The 19393-nt window shown below is 70.6% G+C and carries 18 protein-coding genes; 5 read left to right on the top strand and 13 right to left on the bottom strand.

Annotation, left to right across the window (positions count from 1 at the left end; genetic code table 11):
• The first annotated feature begins 20 nt into the window (after positions 1-20).
• On the top strand, positions 21-899 hold the full coding sequence (locus Ato02nite_RS36490; RefSeq protein ID WP_213011252.1) for a LysR family transcriptional regulator: 879 nt from the start codon (positions 21-23) through the stop codon (positions 897-899).
• A 288-nt stretch (positions 900-1187) separates the two neighbouring features.
• Positions 1188-1544, top strand: a complete 357-nt coding sequence (locus tag Ato02nite_RS36485) for a GatB/YqeY domain-containing protein (protein ID WP_213011251.1) — start codon at positions 1188-1190, stop codon at positions 1542-1544.
• A 200-nt stretch (positions 1545-1744) separates the two neighbouring features.
• On the opposite strand, the gene Ato02nite_RS36480 is transcribed toward Ato02nite_RS36485, so the two are convergent.
• A complete protein-coding gene (locus tag Ato02nite_RS36480; protein WP_213011250.1) occupies positions 1745-2383 on the bottom strand; it encodes an SDR family oxidoreductase in 639 nt (212 codons plus the stop codon).
• 76 nt (positions 2384-2459) lie between these two features.
• Here Ato02nite_RS36480 and Ato02nite_RS52075 point away from each other — a divergent pair, with 76 nt between their 5' ends.
• The gene (locus Ato02nite_RS52075; RefSeq protein WP_246607896.1) at positions 2460-4217 is read left to right on the top strand and encodes a VTT domain-containing protein; all 1758 of its coding nucleotides are present in this window, start codon (positions 2460-2462) and stop codon (positions 4215-4217) included.
• A 267-nt stretch (positions 4218-4484) separates the two neighbouring features.
• On the opposite strand, the gene Ato02nite_RS36470 is transcribed toward Ato02nite_RS52075, so the two are convergent.
• Both Ato02nite_RS36470 and Ato02nite_RS36465 read right to left on the bottom strand, forming a co-directional pair.
• A complete protein-coding gene (locus Ato02nite_RS36470) occupies positions 4485-5273 on the bottom strand; it encodes an SAM-dependent methyltransferase (RefSeq protein ID WP_213011249.1) in 789 nt (262 codons plus the stop codon).
• A gap of 2 nt (positions 5274-5275) precedes the next feature.
• Positions 5276-5821 carry a TetR/AcrR family transcriptional regulator gene (locus Ato02nite_RS36465; protein ID WP_213011248.1) on the bottom strand — a complete coding sequence of 182 codons (546 nt, stop codon included), beginning with the start codon at positions 5819-5821 and terminating at the stop codon, positions 5276-5278.
• Positions 5822-5876: 55 nt separating this feature from the next.
• Here Ato02nite_RS36465 and Ato02nite_RS36460 point away from each other — a divergent pair, with 55 nt between their 5' ends.
• Positions 5877-6905 carry an FAD-dependent oxidoreductase gene (locus Ato02nite_RS36460; RefSeq protein ID WP_213011247.1) on the top strand — a complete coding sequence of 343 codons (1029 nt, stop codon included), beginning with the start codon at positions 5877-5879 and terminating at the stop codon, positions 6903-6905.
• Here Ato02nite_RS36460 and Ato02nite_RS36455 read toward each other — a convergent pair.
• The 9 genes from Ato02nite_RS36455 to Ato02nite_RS36415 all read right to left on the bottom strand — a co-directional run bounded on the left by Ato02nite_RS36455 (position 6871) and on the right by Ato02nite_RS36415 (position 17483).
• On the bottom strand, positions 6871-7596 hold the full coding sequence (locus Ato02nite_RS36455) for an FAD-binding oxidoreductase (RefSeq protein WP_281419879.1): 726 nt from the start codon (positions 7594-7596) through the stop codon (positions 6871-6873). The genes Ato02nite_RS36460 and Ato02nite_RS36455 overlap by 35 nt on opposite strands.
• Positions 7597-7651: 55 nt before the next feature.
• Positions 7652-8827 (bottom strand): NAD(P)/FAD-dependent oxidoreductase, encoded by a 1176-nt coding sequence (locus Ato02nite_RS36450; RefSeq protein WP_213011245.1) that lies wholly within the window; start codon positions 8825-8827, stop codon positions 7652-7654.
• Between the two features lie 4 nt (positions 8828-8831).
• Positions 8832-9764 carry a beta-1,6-N-acetylglucosaminyltransferase gene (locus Ato02nite_RS36445; protein WP_213011244.1) on the bottom strand — a complete coding sequence of 311 codons (933 nt, stop codon included), beginning with the start codon at positions 9762-9764 and terminating at the stop codon, positions 8832-8834.
• Positions 9761-11368, bottom strand: coding sequence for a lipopolysaccharide biosynthesis protein (locus Ato02nite_RS36440; RefSeq protein ID WP_213011243.1), 1608 nt, complete (start codon positions 11366-11368; stop codon positions 9761-9763). The genes Ato02nite_RS36445 and Ato02nite_RS36440 overlap by 4 nt, the downstream gene beginning before the upstream one ends.
• A complete protein-coding gene (locus Ato02nite_RS36435) occupies positions 11368-13491 on the bottom strand; it encodes a hypothetical protein (protein ID WP_213011242.1) in 2124 nt (707 codons plus the stop codon). The genes Ato02nite_RS36440 and Ato02nite_RS36435 overlap by 1 nt, the downstream gene beginning before the upstream one ends.
• Positions 13488-14795, bottom strand: coding sequence for a glycosyltransferase family 2 protein (locus Ato02nite_RS36430; RefSeq protein ID WP_213011241.1), 1308 nt, complete (start codon positions 14793-14795; stop codon positions 13488-13490). Before Ato02nite_RS36430 ends, Ato02nite_RS36435 begins: the two co-directional genes overlap by 4 nt.
• A 59-nt stretch (positions 14796-14854) precedes the next feature.
• Positions 14855-15829, bottom strand: coding sequence for a glycosyltransferase family 2 protein (locus Ato02nite_RS36425; protein WP_213011240.1), 975 nt, complete (start codon positions 15827-15829; stop codon positions 14855-14857).
• Positions 15830-16212: 383 nt separating this feature from the next.
• Positions 16213-16812 carry a mycothiol-dependent nitroreductase Rv2466c family protein gene (locus Ato02nite_RS36420; protein WP_213011239.1) on the bottom strand — a complete coding sequence of 200 codons (600 nt, stop codon included), beginning with the start codon at positions 16810-16812 and terminating at the stop codon, positions 16213-16215.
• A complete protein-coding gene (locus Ato02nite_RS36415) occupies positions 16809-17483 on the bottom strand; it encodes a TetR/AcrR family transcriptional regulator (protein WP_246607895.1) in 675 nt (224 codons plus the stop codon). Before Ato02nite_RS36415 ends, Ato02nite_RS36420 begins: the two co-directional genes overlap by 4 nt.
• A gap of 77 nt (positions 17484-17560) precedes the next feature.
• Between Ato02nite_RS36415 and Ato02nite_RS36410 the strand changes: the two genes are divergently transcribed.
• Entirely contained in the window at positions 17561-18976 is a 1416-nt protein-coding gene (locus tag Ato02nite_RS36410; RefSeq protein ID WP_213011237.1) for an MFS transporter, read from the top strand.
• A gap of 41 nt (positions 18977-19017) precedes the next feature.
• On the opposite strand, the gene Ato02nite_RS52885 is transcribed toward Ato02nite_RS36410, so the two are convergent.
• Positions 19018-19359, bottom strand: coding sequence for a ricin-type beta-trefoil lectin domain protein (locus Ato02nite_RS52885; protein WP_213011333.1), 342 nt, complete (start codon positions 19357-19359; stop codon positions 19018-19020).
• Between the last annotated feature and the right edge of the window lie 34 nt (positions 19360-19393).

The raw sequence follows: 19393 nt of genomic DNA, 5'->3' as shown, positions 1-19393 counted from the left end.
GAGAACTAGAATCTGCGGTTATGGAACTGCGCCAACTCGAGTACTTCCTGGCCGTGGCCGAGGAAGCCAACTTCACTCGCGCGGCCGAGCGCGTGCACATCAGCCAGTCCGGGGTGAGTGCCCAGGTCAAGGCCCTGGAAGCCGAGCTCGGCGCGGAACTCTTCGATCGGTCCGGCCGGGTCGCCCGGCTCACCGCCGCGGGTGCGGCCGCCCGGCCGTACGCCCAGGCCGCGCTCGACGCCGCCGCCGACCTGCGCGAGGCGCTCGACGAGGTCAAAGGGCTCGTCCGCGGCCGCCTCATCGTCGGCATGGTGACCGGCTGCGAGGTCACGCCGCTGTTCGCCGCGCTGGCCGCCTTCCATCGTGAGCACCCGGCGATCCAGCTGGAGCTCATCGAGGACAACTCCCAGCACCTGATCGCCTCGGTGATCGCCGGAACCGCCGACATCGCGCTGGTCGGCGTGGCCGGCGCCCCGCCGGAACACCTGGGCGCGCACGTGGTCGCCAACGAGGGTCTGGTCGCTCTGGTCCCGCCCGACACGCCGCCCGCGGGTTCGAAGGGCTTACCACTCGCCGAGTTGGTGTCCTATCCTCTCGTCACGTTGCCCGAGGGGACCGGGATCCGGGCCTCGTTCGACGAGGCGTGTGTGACCGCGGGCTTGATTCCTGATGTCGTGCTGGTCGCGTCGGCACCCGGCGCTGTTGCCGAGCTGGCGGCGCGCGGCATGGGAGTTGCTGTGTTGAGCGAGTCGATGGCGTCGGTGCACCCTGGTCTGGTGGCCGTGCCGATCACCGGGGTCGACGTCCCGGCGCTGCTCGCTCTGGTGTGGCGACCGCGGGTGAGTCCGGCGCTCTCCGCGCTGCTGCCGCACTGCCGAAGAGAGTTCGGCGACAACTGAACAGACCAGAAACCGCGCCCCACGCGGGCCGTGACTGCATCACGGCCGGGAGACCGACGCGGGGAGGCGGAGACGCGGCGGCGCGGCGCGGCGGCGTGGCGGCGTGGCGGCGCGGCGTGGCGGCGCGGCGTGGCGGCGCGGCGTGGCGGCGCAGCGTGGCGCGGCGGCGCGGCGTGGCGCGGCGGCGCGGCGTGGCGCGGTGGCGCGGCCGGGACGCCCCGTCGCGGTCGGGAAAGCGGCTGGGAAAACCGGTGCCTCGGACGCGGCGTGATCGATATCGTCGCGGGCATGACGGACAGTCCACTGCGGGAACGGCTCCGGAAGGCGCTGCCGGTTGCGATGAAGGCCCGCGACCGGGACGCCACGACGGCGCTGCGCGCCACCTTGGCGGCGATCGACAACGCCGAGGCGGTGACGCCCGCGGAGGGCGTGCCGGGAAGCCTGGCGATCGAGGTCCTGCCAGTCGGCGCGGGGGCCACCGAGGTGGCCCGCCGCACCCTGACCGAGCAGGAGGTCGAGCAGATCGTGCGAGCCGAGCTGGCCGAGCGGGAGACGGCCGCCGACGAGTACGAACGAGTCGGCCATCCCGACCGTGCAGAAAAGCTGCGGAGCGAGGCCCGATCCCTGGCCACGCATCTGAAGTAGGCGAAACAACACCGCCGCGGGCGGCGTCAGTCGCACTTCACCACGGGCGCCGCCGGGCCGACGCCCGCGCTGAGGACCGCGTCGGTCGCCTTTCGCCCACCGCGCACCCGCGCACCCGCGCACCCGCGCAACCGCGCACCCGCGGACCCGCGGACCCGCGCACGCGTCTGTGAGCGGCGGCGGGCCGGTGGTTGGCGGGGTTACAGGCGCAGGGCCTCCGGGATCGGGGTTTCGCCGGTGAAGAGTTCGAAGGTGACGCCGATCGTGGCCGGGGTTACCAGGCACGCGGCCAGCACGGCGGCTACGTCGTCGCGCGGGACGGGGCCTCGGTTGCCCAGGTCTCGGGTGACCGTTACGCGGCCGGTGCCTGGGTCGTCGGTCAGGCTGCCGGGACGGACGATCGTGTAGTCCAAGCCGCTGGCCACTACGTACGCGTCGGCTTCTGCCTTTGCCTCCAGGTATGGCTGCATGTCCGGGCCGGCGCTCGCGGGGGCCTGGGCTCCGATCGACGAGACCATTATGTAGCGGGTTACCCGCTCGGCCATTGCCGCGTCGGCCAGCTTCAGCGCGCCGCCCAGGTCGACCGTTCGCTTGCGGGCCGCGCCGCTGCCGGGGCCCGCGCCGGCTGCGAAGACCACGGCGTCGGCGCCCTTGACGTAGGGGGCCAGCGACGGGTCGTTCTCCAGATCGCCGATCACCGGCACGGCGCCTATCGCGGTCAGGTCGGCTGCCTGGTCGGGCTTGCGGATCAGGCCGCGTGCTGTGTGGCCGTCGGCGGCCAGAAGCTTCAACAGGCGGACCGCGATCTTGCCGTGGCCGCCGGCTACGAGGATGTCCATCCCCTAGTCATACCCCTATGGCCCTAAGGGGGATCACCGATTGAGGGTGGCCGGCCGGCTGCATAGCGTCACGGTCATGCCCTGGCTCAACGACCTCCTCGGCGGCCTTCCGCCGCTTCTGGTTTATGCGGTCGTGGCCGGGCTCGTCGCCGCCGAGTCGGCCGTCGTCGCTGGGCTGGTGCTGCCGGCCGCCACCGCGCTGATCGCGCTCGGTCTGCTCGCCAACGCCGGCACGGTGCAGATCGTCCCGGCGCTGCTGGTGGCGATCGCGGCTGCGGCCCTCGGCGGGACGGTGGGCTTTCACACCGGCCGCCGACGTGGGCCTCGGGTGCGGACGACCCGGCTGGGCCGCTGGATCGGGGACAAACGCTGGGACCGGGCCGAGAGACTGTTCGCCCGGCAGGGCGGCCGGGCGATCCTCCTTGGCCAGTGGATTGTCGGCGCGCGCACCCTGATTCCTCGGCTGGCCGGGATGAACGGCGTTCCCTACGGGCGATTCGCGGCCTGGCACACCCCCGCCGCGGTGCTGTGGTCACTGTGGATGGTGGGCGCCAGCTATCTGGCGGGAGCCTCCTACGACCTGCTCGCGGCCCGAGCGGGCCGGGCCGGCGGTGCGCTTGCCGCGCTGGCCGTGATGATCGTCGCCCTGCTCCTGGCCGGCCGCTGGCTGGGCCGCCACCCGCGCCAGTTTCGCCGCCTGACCGCCCGGCCCACCACATCGCACACACCCGATCCCACCGATTCACCTGACCCGGATCACCAGGGCGAGTCGACGAAGGTCCGGGCTTGGGCGCTCAGGCTCACGGAAGGCAGGCCGGGGCCGGCGCGGACCGGGCTCGGACGGCCGGCGTGGATGCGGGCTGGGTTCGCCGGCCTCGCGCGGGTGCGGCCGGGGCTCGGACGGCTGGACCGGGTGCGAGCGGGAGTCGGGCAGCCGGACTGGGTGCGGGCGGGAGCCGAGCGGCCGGACCGGATGCGGGCGGGAGCCGAGCGGCCGGACCGGATGCAAGCGGGGGCCGAGCGGCTGGGCTGGGTGCGGGCGCGGGTCGGGTGGCTGGGGTCGGGTGGTGGTCGGGTTCGGGGGCGGCGGGGCTCGGCTGGGTCGCTTGTTGATCTCGGGCTTGGGGTGGGGGCGCTCTTCTCGCTGGCTGCTCTGCTTGTTCTGGTGGTTCCGGTGGTGGTGCGGTTCAGTGGGCTGGGGGACGCCGACATCGCGGTCGCCAACTGGGCTCGGTCGCAGTGGACTTCGGACGGTTATCTGTTCGCGCTTGATGCGGCTACCTTTGCGGATCCGGGGGTGCTGTTCGCGGTCGCGGCGGTCGTCTCGGTGGGGCGCTGGTGGTGGATGCGGCATCGGCGTGGAGCGGACCTTGGGCTGCTCACGGCCGTCGGGCCGGTGCTGCCGGTCGTGCTGCTGGCAGCCGTCTACGCGGCGACCAGCCCGCCTGCCTGGGAGATAAGGCACACGCCCACGAGTGTGGTGTTCCCGGCGGTCAGTGAGTTCGACGGGTACATCCCGTTCGACGTGGCCGGAGTCATGGCGTCGCGAGCGGCTGGGCACACCGCCCAGCTCGCTGCCGCGGTCGGCCTGCTGGCCTGGATGCTTGCCGGGCGCCTGCCCTGGAAATGGCGGGTCACGGTGTGGACCGCGGCCGCCATCTACGTGGCGACCTGCGGCGGCGCCTGGGTCTATCTGGGGTGGAGCCGGATGAGCGAGACGGTCGCCGCGGTGGTGATCGGCGCCGCCTGGGCAGCGTTGAACGCGGCCATCTGGTCGGCCCCCCGCGTCGATGCCGCGCCGAAAGCCCCCGCTCCGGCGCCGGTGATCGCATAGCACAGCCCCAGCCCCCAGCCCCTGGCAACCGGCAACCAGCAACCGGCAACCAGCAACCTTCCCGTCGCGCAGCTGCCTGGTCCAGGCGGCGGCCGCCCGCCCGGCATCGCACAGCCCGGCGTCGGCCATGCATAGCGCCGACGCCGCTACCCGTAGGAGACGTGCTCGAATTTGGCCGAGGGCAGAGAAGGTCAGGAGCGCGGTCGGCCTCGGCGCACGGTTTCGCGGGCGCCGGACGTGCCGCAGCCCGATGGAATCTTGGGGATGTCAGGGGATTCGGGCTACTGCTCCGTAGATGGAGACGTCGGCGGCTGACGGGCGGACGTCCGATGTGGGATGCCAGTCGCTTACCGCGACGATGCCGGGTGGCACGAGTTCCAGGCCGGTGAAGAAGCGGCCGAACTCGCTGTGGTTGCGGGCTCGGGCGTCGGTGCGGCCCGCGGCCAGCAACTCCTCGTGCTTGGCCACCTGCGCCGGCGGGGCGTGGTCGAGGGTCAGGTTGCTGGCCACCAGGTAGCTGCCGGGCGGCAGCGCGGCGAGCAACTCCCGGACGATCCGCTCGGCTTGGTCGTCGTCGTGCAGGAAGTGCAGCACGGCGACCAGCAGCAGAGCCACCGGCTCGCGGAGGTCGAGCACCGTGCGCAGCTCGGGGCGGCCGAGGATGAGCTCGGGTGAGCGCAGGTCGGCCTCCACATATCCGGTGCGGCCGGTGGGGCTTCCGACGGTGAGTGCGCGGGAGTGGGTCATCACGATCGGGTCGTTGTCCACATAGAGCACTCGGGCGCTCGGGTCGACCCGCTGGGCGATCTCGTGCGTGTTGTCGGGCACCGGCAATCCGGTGCCGATGTCGAGGAACTGCCGGACCCCGGACTCGGCCAGGAATCGCACGCTTCGGCGGAGGAAGGCACGGTTTTCCAGGGCGGCGACCCGCGCGGTCGGGAAGGCCCGGATGATGAGGTCACCGGACTCCCGGTCGGCCGCGAAGTGGTCCTTGCCGCCGAGCCAGTAGTTGTACCGCCGGGCCGGATGCGCCACTGACGTGTCGAAGCGATCCACGATCAAACTCTACATAGGAATGCCAATCGTCGTTCCACATCCAGAGTCGGGTCGGGGTAGGCGAGTTGGTGCAGGATCATCCCGTCCATCTGGTCGAGGATCAGCTCGCACATCTCCTCCGGGTCGGGCATTCCTACTGCTCGCAGCCACTGCGCCCCGAAGCGCCGGATCTCCCGCGCCGACTCGGCCAGCGCCTGATGCGCTTCCGGGTGCAGTGCCGCCTCGACGAACAACCCGTATCGGGCGACGGTCAAGACCCGGTCGGGCCCGACGGCCCGGCGGACGAACGCGGCGAGCGCCACCACCAGCTCGGCCGGCGTACGCGGTGTGACCAGCGCGGTCAGGGCCGCCCAGGTCGCCTGTTCCCGCGCGACGAAGCGCGCGGCCATCGCGTTGACCAGCGCTTCCCTGGTTTTGAAGTAGTTCGACGCCGACCCGGACGGCAGCCCGGCGGCGGCGTCGACCGCCCGATGGGTGAGCCGGCGGGATCCCTCGCTGCCCAGCACCGTGATGGCGGCGTCGAGCAGCACCTCTTGACGTGACGGCATGTCGGCAATACTACATCGGTAGTTCCGAAACTACACCTGTGGTAGCATCCGCAGCATGGGGAGAACCGCAGCGATCATCGGCGGTGGCATCGGCGGCCTGTCCGCGGCTATCGCCCTCCACCGCACCGGCTGGCAGGTCACCGTCCACGAGCGACAGACGACGACCCCGGCCACCGGCACCGCCCTGGGCATCTGGCCCGCCGCCCTCCGCGCTCTCGACGAGCTCGGCATCGGCGACCAGGTCCGCGCTCTGGGCTGCGCACAGAATCACGGCGAGTTCCGCCGCCCGGACGGCAGCGTCATCACGAGACTGGCGGTCGACCAGGGCGGCGACCGCGTCCACCTGCTGTCCCGTCCCGCACTGCTGGCCACGCTGAAAGAGGCGGCCAGGGAGTGCGATCTGCGGTTCGGTGAAACCGGCGGCCTGGGCGGAAAGAGCGACCTGGTAGTCGCGGCCGACGGCGTCTTCAGCGGCAGCCGCGAGAAGCTGTTCGGCGACCGCTACCGGGCCCGCTACGCCGGGGCGACCGCCTGGCGCGGCTTCCTCGACGGTCAGCCCACCGACACCTTCACCGAGGTGTGGGGCGCCGGCGTGAAATTCGGCGTCACCCCGATGGAGGGCGGCCGCACCAACTGGTATGCGTCGGCCGCCGCGAAGGAGGGCGACTGGCGGCCCGGCGCCGAGCTCACCGCACTGCGGGAACGGTTCGGGACCTGGGCCGACCCGGTCGCCCGGGTGCTGAGCCAGGTCACCGAGCAGAGCATTCTCCGGCATGACGTGTACGTCGCACCGAAGCTGCCGTCGTACGTACGGGGCAACGTCGCGCTGATCGGCGATGCCGCTCACGCGATGACCCCCGACCTCGGCCGGGGAGCCTGCGAAGCCATGATCGACGCCGTCGAACTGGCGGCCGCCCTGCAATCGGCCGAGGGCCTGGCGGCGTACGACCGAAAGCGTCGCCGGACCACGCAGCGCCTGGCGCGGATGGCCGGGGCCGCCTCGTGGATGACGCGTCAGCGGCATGCGGTGCCGTTGCGCGACGGCCTGCTCAAGGTGTCCGTGCTGGCCGGTCCGCCGGGGTGATGTCATACGCTCCGTGCCGGATGCGGTCGGCCGGCACCCCCATCAGGTCCAGGCGGTGCAACGTCGCCTCGACCATCGACGGCGAGCCGAAGACGTAGAAGTCGTGGTCGGGCCAGGGTCCGTGGCGGGCCACGAGGTCGGCGACGGTGGCCTGCTCGCCGTGTTCGTCGGGTTCCTCGCTGGTGGCCCTGATCACGGTGAGCCACGGATGCTGCCGTTCCAGCCGGGTCAGGTCGTCCCGGTCGTAGAAGTCGTCGCGCCGCCGCTCGCCGCGGAACAGGTGGATCCAGCGGGTGCGGTTGAAGCGGGACAGTTCATCGATGAGCGCCTTGGCCGGGGCCAGGCCGGTACCGCCGGCTACGAAGATCACGTCGCGGCGGGAGTAGGGGTCGAGGGCGAGGGCGCCGTGCGGTTCGCTGAGCCGCAGCATGTCGCCGGGCTTGAGACGGTGGACCAGCGCCGCCGACACCCCGGCCGGGTCACCGGCGCGCACGTGGAATTCCAGCGTGCGGTCTGGCCGCGGGGCGTTGGCCATGGCGTACGCCCGGGACTGCCACGGACGGTACGGGCACTCGATGGTCACGTGCTGCCCGGCATGGAACGGCAGTGGCACGCCCGTACGGCACGTGAACACGGCGACGTCGGGACCACGTCGATCGTGCGTAAGCACCTGGGCGTGCCACCCGTCCATACCGCCAGCGTCCTCGATCTGCCAGTTCGGGGACGCACCCGAGGTGCGACTTGACCTAGAGGTCGGACAGCTCGACCGTGGGATCGGCGAGGCGCGCCGGGTCGACGACCGCGCCCGAGCGAATGAGCGCCTCGACCGGCTCCACCACGTCCCAGATGTTGACGTTCATACCGGCCGCCACCTTGCCGTCGACCAGCCAGAACGCGATGAATTCCCGGCCGGCGAGATCGCCGCGGACGACCACCGTCGGCTCGGTGCCGGGCGCGACCCAGCCGATGTACTCCATACCGAGGTCGAACTGGTCGGTGAAGAAGTAGGGCAGCCTGTCGTAGGAGACGTCCTGGCCGAGCATGGCTTTGGCGGCGACCGGGCCGGAGTTGAGGGCGGTGGCCCAGTGCTCGACCCGGATGCGGTGCTTGAGCAGCGGATGGTCCACGTTCGCGATGTCGCCGGCCGCGAAGATGTCCGGGTCGCTGGTGGCCAGCCGGCGGTCGACCAGCACGCCGTTGTCGACGGCGAGCCCGGCGTCGGCCGCGAGCCGCACGTTCGGGGTGACGCCGATGCCGGCGATCACCACGTCGGCGGGCCGGGTGCTGCCGTCGGCGAGCCGGACCGAGTCGCCCTCGACGGCCGTCACGCGGGTGCCACCGAGCAGGGTCACTCCGTTGGCTCGGTGCAGGTCGGCGAAGACTGCGGCGACCTCGGCGCCGAGCACGTTCTGCAGCGGCAGCTCGGTGCTGCCGACCACGGTCACCTCGGCGCCGCGGCTGCGGGCGAACGCCGCAATCTCCAGACCGATCCAGCCGGCCCCGGCGATCACGACCCGGGTGCCCTGGTGCACCGCCGAGGCGATCCGGTGCGAGTCGGCGAGGGTGCGCAGGGTCAGGGCGCCCGGCAGCGGCCGCGGGCTGGAGCCGGTGGCCAGCAGCAGGCGGTCGTAGTCGACCGAGCCGCCGGCGAACGCAACGGTCTTGGTAGCGCGGTCGATGCCGGTGACGGTTGTGCCGGTGAGCAGCGTGACGTCGTGCTCTTCGTACCACGAAGGGGCGTGCACGTAGACGCTGTCCGGCTCGTCGTTGCCGAGCAGCAGACCCTTGGAGAGCGGCGGACGTTCGTACGGCCGCTCGGTTTCCGTCCCGATCAGCGTGACCGGACCGGCAAAGCCTTCCTCCCGCAGGGTTTCCACCGCTTTGGCACCGGCCAGGCCGCCGCCCACCACCACGTAGGTCATGCCCCTATCCTGGCAGCAGCTCCGCGGCGATGCGATCGACGACGGTGGCGCCGTCGCTGGACCGGAACTTGCGGGCGAACAGCTTGCGGTGCCCGGCCTGCTCGGTGACCTCGGTGGCCGGGTGCTGCGACGGCGCCCAGCGGGCCACCTTCAGCCGGTCGAAATCGTCCTCGGTGAGCCAGCGCGGGTGGTACGAATGCGCCCGCGGCCAGTCCAGATACCACGCCCCCGAGGCGTTCAGTTCCAGCGCCGACTCGCCGAACAGGCTGCGGCTGGCCAGCATCGACGCCGCGAACGACTCGTCCGGCACCAGCGTGGTGCTCCAAAATTTGATCAGGTCGGGACGCTGGTCGACGAGTTCGAGCAGCCGGATCGCGTGTTCCCGGCTGTAGATCTTCCACTGCGAGGCGGCGCGCAGGGTCAGCTCGGCCGGGACCTGCCGAGGCCAGGGCAGGCGCAGCGGGAACCCGCGGACGTAGAGAACCTGGTTGTTGCGGGTGAGGTATCGGAACCGGAACCGCCACAGGCCACCGTCCTTCTGCCGCGGGGTGTCCCAGTCCTTGTACGGCACCGGGACGTTCCACATCCAGGTGCGCCCGGCCCAGCGGTCGAGCTCGTCGTGCAGCTCCTGCACCGGCAGCAGCGGGAAGCAGGCGCCGGAGAGCACCGCGATGTGCCGCGCGTTGGTCCAGGCCAGCGCGTCCCGCACGGCCTGGAGTTCGGCCAGCACCAGCGACCAGCTCGACAGCGTGGTGGGCTGCCGGTCACAGAACCGGACGTTGCCCGCCCGGGTGCTCTCCTGCATGGCACGGAAGGTCGCCGAGGGGGTACGCGCATCGCAGTGCACCACGATCGGCGTGTCCGGCAACGCGTTGACCAGGCGTCCGAGCTGCGGGGGATCCGCGTGCGCCAGGACCGCGACGGCCAGCGACGTCATATATATCTGCCTCCGTAGTAAATCCGGGCCGTCTCTTCCAGCCGGGCGGGTCGTTTGACGGTGGCTCGGCCGATGGCGGGGACCCGCACCGGCACGCGGGCCGAGAACGTCGTGACCTCGGTCAGCATCGGCACCTCGACCGACTCCTCGACCAGCGACGGCTCGTGCACCGGGGTCCTGCTGATCTGCCGGAAGATCATCACGAACCAGCCCACCGTCGCGATGCCGAGGACCACCCGGCCCGCCATCACCGGAAGGCTCTCCGGGACGGTGGCGGCGGCGATCGCGATCGCGGACGCGCCGACCATCTGCAGCAGGAGGCTGATCGGCGCCCGCCCCGGCGAGACGTCCCGGCCGGCCCAGGCCAGGAACAACCACACCATGATGTACGCGACGAGCGTGGCGACGGCCGAGCCCATCAACCCGAAGTGCGGGATCAGCAGCAGGTTGAGACCGAGGTTGACCAGCGCGCCGAGGAAGTTGGCCAGCGCGATCGATCCGGTGCGGCCGTAGGTCATCAGGGTGCGGGTGACGGCCAGTTGCGCCGCGAACGGCACGATCGTGACCAGCACCACGCTCACCAGGAGCTGCAGGTCGTCCGGACGGTACTCAGCCGGCGCCCAGATCCGCAGCACCAGCGGGGCCCCGAACCCGAAGCCGAGGATCACCGGCACCATCAACCGGCTCAGCGCGTCGCGACTGTCCCGCAGAACGGCGCCGCGCTGGCCCTCCTCTTCGATGCTGAAGAACCGCGGCATCCAGGCCGAGCTGAGCACCGACAGCAGCAGCATCGGCATGCCGGCGACGTTGTAGGCGACCTGGTAGCGGGCCACCTCGGCGCTGCCCAGGGCGGACTCGACCACCAGCCGGTCGGAGCTGGTCAGCACGAACGTGGCCAGCGTCGACGGCACCAGCGGCAGCGCGAAGAGCAGCGCCCGGCCGACGAACTCGACGTCGCGCGGCCGGACGAACGCCGGCGGGATGAGCACGAGCGCGATCAGCAGCGCGAGGCCCTGGGCGAGCGTCTGTCCCCAGATGAAGTTGTCGGCGGTCGGCGCGATGCCCTTGGACAACCCGAGGCTGACCGCCTCGGCGACGACCGACTGCATGAGGCCGACCACGGCGAACGCGCCCAGCCGGTCCTGGCTGCGGAGGAGGCCGAGCGAGACGTTGGTGACCGCCGACAGACCCGCCCAGATCACCGCGAGCTTGACCGTGCCGAGGTTGTCGGCGAGGCCGAGCGGCCCACTCCACAGGCCGACCGTGGCCCACGCCGTGAAGGTGAGCGAGGCACCGGCGAGCAGACCGAACCCGATCAGCCGGCGCGCACCGAGCAGGTTGTCGTGGCCGGAGTGCTCGCGCTGCACCGCCTCCTGGAGGCCGAACCCGGCCAGGATGAAGATGATCTGCATGACCGCGTTGGCCGAGGTGACCGTGCCGAACTGCTCGGCGCCGAGGACCCGGGTCAGGATCGGGGTCAGCAGGGCGGCGCAGAGCAGCTGCACGGCCCAGATCGCCAGGTAGGCCGAATCGCGCCCGAAGAGTTGAGCGACGTGGCTCTTCTCCTCGGTCTCGACTGAAGTCTCGACTGACGTGCCGGCCATCAAGAACCCGTCCCCGTTACCGCGGTGTACTCCCAGACCACCGTATCGCCTTCGGTAAAGACCTTCGTCCACAGCGAGGACGCGCTGAACGCGTCCCGCAGCGCGGCGAACTGCGCCTTGGTGTGCAGGCCGTACTCGAGGCCGTAGTAGTCGTTGGTCGGCGACCAGATCGCGTACAGGTGGAAGGCGCCGGCCGTGTTGTCGTCGGCGTACTGCACCAGCTGGCCGGACATCCGGGTCATCGTGCTGTCGGCCGGATCGGTGAGCGTGTAGGCCTGCGGATCGATGTCCTCACGGTCGATCGTGACGTACGTGCCGTCCTCGGTCGGCGGCCCGTTCGGCAGGTCGCCGGGGCCGACGCTGAGCAGGTAACTGACGGTGTTCTGGCGCTGGAGGGCCTGCGCCTCGAACCACTTGATGGCGTCCCGGTCGGACGGCCGCATCACCGCCGACGCGTCCATCCCGAACGCCGCCACGTTGAACGTCACCGCCAGGGTCATCAGCACCGCACCCAGGCCGAGGTTGACCCGCCGGGTGCCGAGTTCCGCGAACACGCCGACGGCGAGGATCGACAACCACGGAATCGCGAACAGCGCGGCCCGGAAGATCCCTTCATTGCCGTACGCGTTGACCGCGAGGACCGCGACGCCGACCGAGGGCGCGAGCGCGAACGCCCAGGCGGCCGGGTCTTTCCGGCGGCGGACGAGCGTCACCAGGGCGAGGAGGCCGATCACCAGGATCCCGACGGCCAGCGCGCCCGAGGACGCGCCGACGATCGGCAACCGCTCCAGGCCGCTGGTCACCGCGGTCTCCGGCGGGCGGAAGTTGCTGGCGTTGCCGACGTCGCCCAGCGAGACGAACCCGCCCAGGTCACTCCAGTGCGCGAAGGCCCAGGCGAACGCCTCACCGATCAGGGCGGCCGCGAACCACCACGGCCTGAGCTGCCGGAACACCGCGAAGAGGCAGAGCGTCCCGCCGATGATGTACGGGCTGAGCTGGTGCGTGACCGTGACGGCCGCGCCGATGCCGAGGATGCCGGCGAGCCGGGGCCAGGTCGGCAGTTTCGACAGCGCGAGACCGAAGATCGCCAGGCCGAGGACGAAGCCGACCGACTGCGGCGAGAAGTAGTCGGCGCCGATCGGGTCGGCGATCACGCCGAGCAGCACCGCCAGCCACGGCAGGGTGCGGCCGCTGAGCACCTGACCGGCCAGGTATCGCATGGCCGCGATGCGGCTCAGGCCGATCAGCACCGGCCACGCCGTGGCCAGGCCGAGCGGGTCGCGCAGGCCGGTGACGTCGGAGAACCAGGCCATCGACGAGAAGTAGCCGGGCCAGCTGTTGTAGACGCCGACCGACGAGTCGAGGTGGTGGTTCTCCCGGATCTGCTGGATGAAGTCGAGGTGCTTGGCGGCCGACTGCGACCGCGGCGCGTCGTAGACCAGCGCGGCGGTGCCGGTCAGCACCAGCATCAGCAGGGTCACGCCGACGGCCAGCACCATCTCGTCGCCGGAGCGGGACATGGCCAGCGCGATCAGGATGAGCGCGAGACCGGCGTACCAGATGGGGCCGATCTGGGTGAGGAAACCGCCGATGCCCGGATCGATGTGCCGGTGGGTGAGTGCCGCGACCAGGCACAGAACAGCGCCGCCGACCGCGATCGCCAGCGGCGGGCGGACGGCCGGCCACGGCCGGATCGGCAGCGCCGGCCGGTCACGGACCGCCCGGATCACACCGAGGACGTGCACCGGGGCGGTGACCAGGACGACCATCGTGGCGGCGAGCGACGGATGCCAGGCGTTGCCGTACAGCATCAGGACCGAGATCAGGATCAGGATCACCAGGGATCCCGAGGTGGCCGCCATGGTGCGCAGGGACAGGCGCATCGTGCGGTGCAGCGCCCACGGGGCGGCACCGGTGCCGAGCAGCAGATAACCGCCGAGGCCGAGCACCCGCAGGGGCTCGGCGCCGACGATCAGACCGACCAGACCGATCAGCAGGAACAGCAGGCTGAGCGAGGAGAGGACCAGACGGGCAGGGGCGGTCCGCCCCGGCGAGTCGGTGAAGTCCGTGGCCTTCGGTTCCTCGGCCGGCGCCGCGGCTGGGCGGTAGGTGGTGATGGTCAAGAGCCTACGACCGTTCGCCGGACGGCCTGGCGGGATCGGGCGTAAAGCAGCGGACCGGCCAGGTTGCCGGCGAGCTTGCGGCGCCGGACGCCGCGCGGCGCGGGTACGGCGCCGGTGAGCTGCCGGATCGCCTCGGGGTTGGCCCGGGCGAGGTGCACCAGACCGGCCGGGATCCGGCGCAGGATCTCGCGGCGGGTGGTGTGGTCCAACAGAAGCTTGGTCAGGTACGCCGTCAGGCCGCTGCCGTAGCCGTACATCTGGCGCAGCAGCGACTCGTCGTCGGCCCGGTGGTGGTGCCAGGCGACCGCGGACGGTTCGTAGGCGATGGCCGCCCCGTCGAGCAGGATGCGGACGAAGATGTCGAGATCTTCCCCACCGCGGGTGAGGGTGCCGGCGCCGAGGGCCTCGTCGAACCCGCCCAGCCGCAGCAGCAGTTCCCGGTCGAAGGCGAAGTTGGCGCCGGTGCCGAACAGGCCGGCCGCGAACGGGTAGAGCACGCCGTACCGCGCCCGCTCCGACATGTCGTAGAGCTGCGGCTTGCACCGGCTCCACCAGGCGGAGACCCGGGCGTCGAAGTAGGCCTCGGACCGGTTGGAGATCTGCGCGGTGCAGACCAGCCCGGTCACGCAGCCGACGTCCGGACGGCGGCTCATCCCGCGCACCAGGCCGTGCACCCAGCCCGTGTCGACCGCGACGTCGTCGTCGGTGTAGGCGATGTAGCGGCCCTTGGCGGCGGCGAGCCCGGCGTTGCGGGCCCAGGACAGCCCCGGACGAGCCTCCCGGACGTAGCGGAACCGCTCGTCGATGGCGGCGTACTTCTCGACCAGCCGCTCGGTGGAGTCGTCGCTGGGCGCGTTGTCCACGATCAAGAACTCGACATCGGGGTAGGTCACCGCGGCCAGCCGGTCGAGGCAACCGGGAAGGGCGCCGCTGCGGTCCCGGGTGCAGACCACCACGCTCACCAGACCGGCCGGCTCGACCAGGTTGGGGCAGGTGGCGGGCTGGGCCGGGGCAAGCCAGCCGGCCCGCTCGGCCTCGGCCGGAACTCCGATGCCCTCGGCGGTCAGGTGCTCCGCGATGGCGTCACCGAACGTGGACCACAGGACACGGCGGATCGCCTCGACGTCGGCCGAGGTGCCCGAACGCTGCAATGCCAGGTAGCCGAGGGGCTCGCCGTGCAGCCGCACCAGCACCCGCATGGTGGACTCGTCGGTCGGGTCCACCATCGAGGTCGGCGGTCCGTCGCCGGCGATCTCGAAATCGCAGCACCAGACCCCGGTGCGCGCGGCGGTGGTGGTCAACATTCGGGCTCCATCGGTGCTCAGGTGTGGTGCGCGGGAGGGAAGTTACGCGGCCGCTGATGTCAGCCGACCGTCACCTGACCTCGATGGAAGGACTCGACCACGTAGCCGAGAACCGTGCTGCTCAGGCCGATCACGACGACGCCGGCCCGCAACAGGCCGGCCGGCCGGCGGACGGCACCGGTGACACCCTTGATGACCGCGGACGGCAGGGTCACCCGAACGTAGCGGCGTTCCGAGGAAAGACCGGCTTCGGTCCCCTGCAGGAGGGAGACGATGCGCTTCGAGCGGCCCTCGTGGTAGCAGCGACTCACGAAGTACTTCATCGTCTGCCGCACGGCCGGCACGTAGTGGTCGACCGCCGAGAACGGATCGAACACCACCTTATAGGTGGAGTCGTGGGCCGAGACCCGGATGCAGAACTCGGTCTCCTCGCAGCCCACCGGCTTGGTGCCGACCCGGCCGATGGCGTCGGAGAAGCCGCCCACCTTGCCGAAGATCGTGCGGCGCACCGCCATCGAGGCGCCGATCGGGTTGCGGATGGTGGTCTTCTCCTCGGGCAGGCCGCGGTAGCTGCAGCCGACGACCCAGCCGAACTCCTCGGGGAACCAGCGCGGTGCGCTGCCACCCTCCCAGTTGGGGCGGACCGTGGTGCCGGCGACGGCGACGTCGTCGCTCGCGAAGGCCGTCCGGAGACCGGCCACCCAGCCGGGACGGGCGACCGCGTCGTCGTCGAGGAAGGCGACCACATCACCACGGCTGGTCTCGACGCCGGTGTTGCGGGCGTCCGAGAGGCCCTTGCGGCCGGCGTTGGGAACGACGCGGGCCTGGGGAAACTCGTCCCGGGCGCGGGCCAGGAGACCGTCGTTGTGGTCGATCACGACCACCAGTTCGTCGCCCTCGCCGAGCTGTTCCTCGACCGAGACGCAGGCGCGCCGAAGATCGTCCCAGCGCCAGTCCGCGTAGCTGCAGATCACCACGCTGATCGTGCGACTGACGGCCGGGGTCTGGTCGGCGTACAGATCAATCTGATGCACCGGGTCCTTGATCCTCTCCACCACAGCAATCGCGAAACATGCTGTTCATTCATCCGAAAAAATGTCGGAGAATTACCAGCCATGTCGTTCCGCACGAAGGCAGGGGGTGGCCTCCGCGCCAGTCACAATACGGCCCCGGATGACCCATTCTTGAATGGGCGGGAGTGGCTGTACCGACTCGTGTGACAGAAATATCTGTCCGTTTCCCGTGCTCGGACCCACGGGCAAGCCTTCGACCGGTTTTCCCCTTGCTGCTCAACCGATCGAGGCCGGGCATCCACCGTGGGTGCCGAGTGGTGTGCATTGCTACAAGACGGCGCCCAGCCGATCAAATCGGTCTAAAGACCGCAAATCAGCTGGGCGTTTTGGCAGCTTTTTAGGCATTAGTTAAAATTGAGGCCACCGGTACGCGTGCGCTTCAACTCGAAGAATTCCGGGTACGACGCGAGCGCCACGGCACCGTCGAAGACCCGCACGGCCGCTTCGCCGCGCGGAATGCTGGACAGCACCGGACCGAAGAAAGCCACTCCATCGATGTGAATCGTGGGAGTGCCGACGTCCTCACCGACCGGGTCCATGCCCTCATGGTGACTGCGCCGCAACTCCTCGTCATATTCGGTGCTCGACGCCGCCTCGGCCAATTCGGCGGGAAGTCCCACCTCGGCCAGCGCCTCCCGGATGACCGCCGGGAAATCTTTGTTGCCCTGGTTGTGGATGCGGGTGCCGAGCGCGGTGTAGAGGTCGGCGAGCACCTTCTCGCCGTGCTTGGCGGCAGCCGCGGTGACCACCCGGACGGTGCCGAGCGACCGGTCGATGAGCTCGCGGTACTCCTGGGGCAGGTCACGGCCCTCGTTGAGCACGTAGAGGCTCATCACGTGGAAACGGAGATCGATCTCCCGCTGTTTCTCGACCTCGAGAATCCAGCGGGAGGTGATCCAGGCGAAGGGGCAGGCGGGATCGAAATAGAAGTCGACTCGTGTCACGCCTCGACGGTACGTCGATCCGGGGCCATCGACTCCACCGCAGCCATGATCAAATCGATGCAGAACGAGAAGTAGTGCTCGGTGTCCGGCGCCCGGGAGTAGGTCGCGCCGAACGCCACCATCATCGGGAACCGGTCGGCCGGCAGGCTCTCCAGCATCAGCCGTTTCTTCCGGCGCCACTCCGGGGCGTCCTCGACCGGCACCGTGGCCGGGCAGCCGGGCTGCGCGTTCACCGCCCCGATCGCGGCGTGCAGCAGGTAGGACGCCACCCAGTAGGCCTCCTCGACGCCGAAACCGCCCGCGGCGAGCAGGGCGAGGGCGTCCTCCGTCGCGCGCTGGAAGCTCTCCCCCTCGTCCTTGGCCACCGAGTGCATCAGGTCGGGCAGGCTCGGGTGCTCGCGCATGACGGTGACGAGCACCTCAACCATGGCGCGCAGCTGCTTGGCCCACGGGTCGGCGGCCGAGCGGTCGGCCCGGAGCGAGGCCAGCGCGTGGTCGACGATGCCGACCAGCAGCTCGTCCTTGCTCTTGAAGTGCCAATACAGCGCCATGGGCGTCACGCCGAGCTCCTGCGCGAGCCGGCGGATCGTGATCGCTTCCACGCCCTCGTGGTCGCCGAGGCGCAATGCCCTCTCGACGACCGTCGTCCGGCTCAGTCTCTCCGCTGCCACTTGACAACCATACAACGTACAGGTGTCATGTACCTCGTACATGTACGGCGTACAAGGACAACGTATAGGGAGAACCCGTGGAGAAGAACCGGCGGTGGTGGGCGCTCGTGGCGGTGGCGCTCGGCACCTTCATGACCTACCTCGACAACAACGTGGTCAACGTGGCTCTCCCGTCGATCCAGCGCGACCTCCACCTGACCATCTCCGGCCTGGAATGGATCACCAGTGCGTACGTCCTGGTCTTCGCCGGGCTGCTGCTGGCCGGCGGGCGGATCGCCGACGTGCTCGGCACCCGCGGCGCGTTCTTCGCCGGGCTGGCCGTCTTCACCCTCGCCTCGATCGGGGCCGGCCTCGCGCAGAACGAGGAGATCCTGATCGGCGCCCGAGCCGTGCAGGGCGTCGGCGCCGCACTGCTGACCCCGGCCGCGCTGGCCCTGATCACCCAGCTCTTCCCGGACGCGCGGGAACGCGCCACCGCGATCGGCGTCTGGGGTGGCGTCGGCGCACTGGCCCTGGCGATCGGCCCGTTCACCGGCGGCATCCTCAGCCAGCACGTCTCCTGGGGCTGGATCTTCCTGATCAACGTGCCGATCGGCGTGGCTACCGCGGCGCTGGCCGCGGCATCGTTCCCGGCCGGCCGGCGGGGTGAGGCAAAAGGCTTCGACCTGCCCGGCGTCGCCAGCTCGTCACTCGCACTGTTCGCCCTCACGTACGCCCTCATCGAGGGTGAGTCGAACGGCTGGACGTCCGGCACCATCCTGGCCGCCTTCGGCCTCGCCGCGGCGGCGGCGATCGCGTTCGTGGTCATCGAGAACCGCTCCGCCAACCCGATGATGGATCTGAGCTTCCTGCGCAGCCGGGTGTTCTCGGGCGGTCTGCTGGTCATGGGCCTGTGGGCGTTCGGTGTCTTCGGCATCTACTTCTACATGGCCATCTACCTGCAGAACGTGCTCGGCTTCTCACCCACCGAGGCGGGTTCGGCGTTCATCCCGATGGCGCTGATCATGGCGGTGATGGCGACCGTCGCCCCGCGGATCGAGGCCCGGTTCGGTGCCGGGCGCACGGTCGCGGCCGGGCTGGCGCTGATGGCGATCGCGATCGGCGGCATCGCCAGCTACGGCGAGGGCACCAGCTACACCGCCCTGCTCCCCTGGTTCATGCTCTACGGGATCGGTGGTGGCGCGCTCGTCCCGCTGAACAACGTGATCATCGGCGCCATGCCGGCCGGCCGGGCCGGGATCGCCTCCGGCATGCTCAACGTCTCGCGCGAGGTGTTCGGCCTGCTCGGCATCACCATCCTCGGCGCGATCCTGACCAACCGGTCCAACGCCGCGACCGGCACCGAGCTGCACCGCTACCTGGCCGGTTACCAGTTCTCGCTGGTCGTGGCCGCGATCCTGGTGGCGCTCGGCATCCCGGTGGCGCTGTGGTCGCTGCGCTCGGTGAAGCAGCCGGCAGCATCCGCGACCGAGCTCGAGCCGGTGCTCGTCTGATCGACCGTCCGGCCGGCGGCAACTCGTTTGCCGCCGGCCCCTCAGTGGCGCCACTTCTGGTTACCGGTGCCGCTGCATTCCCAGACCTGCACGGCCACGCCGTCGGCGCTGCTGCCGTCGGGCACGTCCGCGCACTTCACGACCTCGAGGTTGACCAGGTCGAAGGAGCTGTTCAGATCCCACTGCGCGGCGGTCGAGCCGTCACAGGCCCCGGAGCCGATCCGGCCGCCGTTGCCGTTCCCGAGAACCCGCACGCAGCGGTCGAGAACACGCAGGCTGCCGTCGCCGCGGATGTCGAACTTCTGCGCGTCGGTGCCGTTGCAGGTCCACATCACGATGGCGCCGCTGCCGGTGTCGAGCTGGAGACAGGTGCCGGTCTGCATGTTCTGCACCGGGCTGCCGACGGCGGCGGCCGGC

The organism is Paractinoplanes toevensis (genome assembly GCF_018332695.1).
In the GTDB taxonomy this organism is placed as follows: domain Bacteria; phylum Actinomycetota; class Actinomycetes; order Mycobacteriales; family Micromonosporaceae; genus Actinoplanes; species Actinoplanes toevensis.
This window is presented reverse-complemented; position numbering and strand designations above follow the sequence as displayed.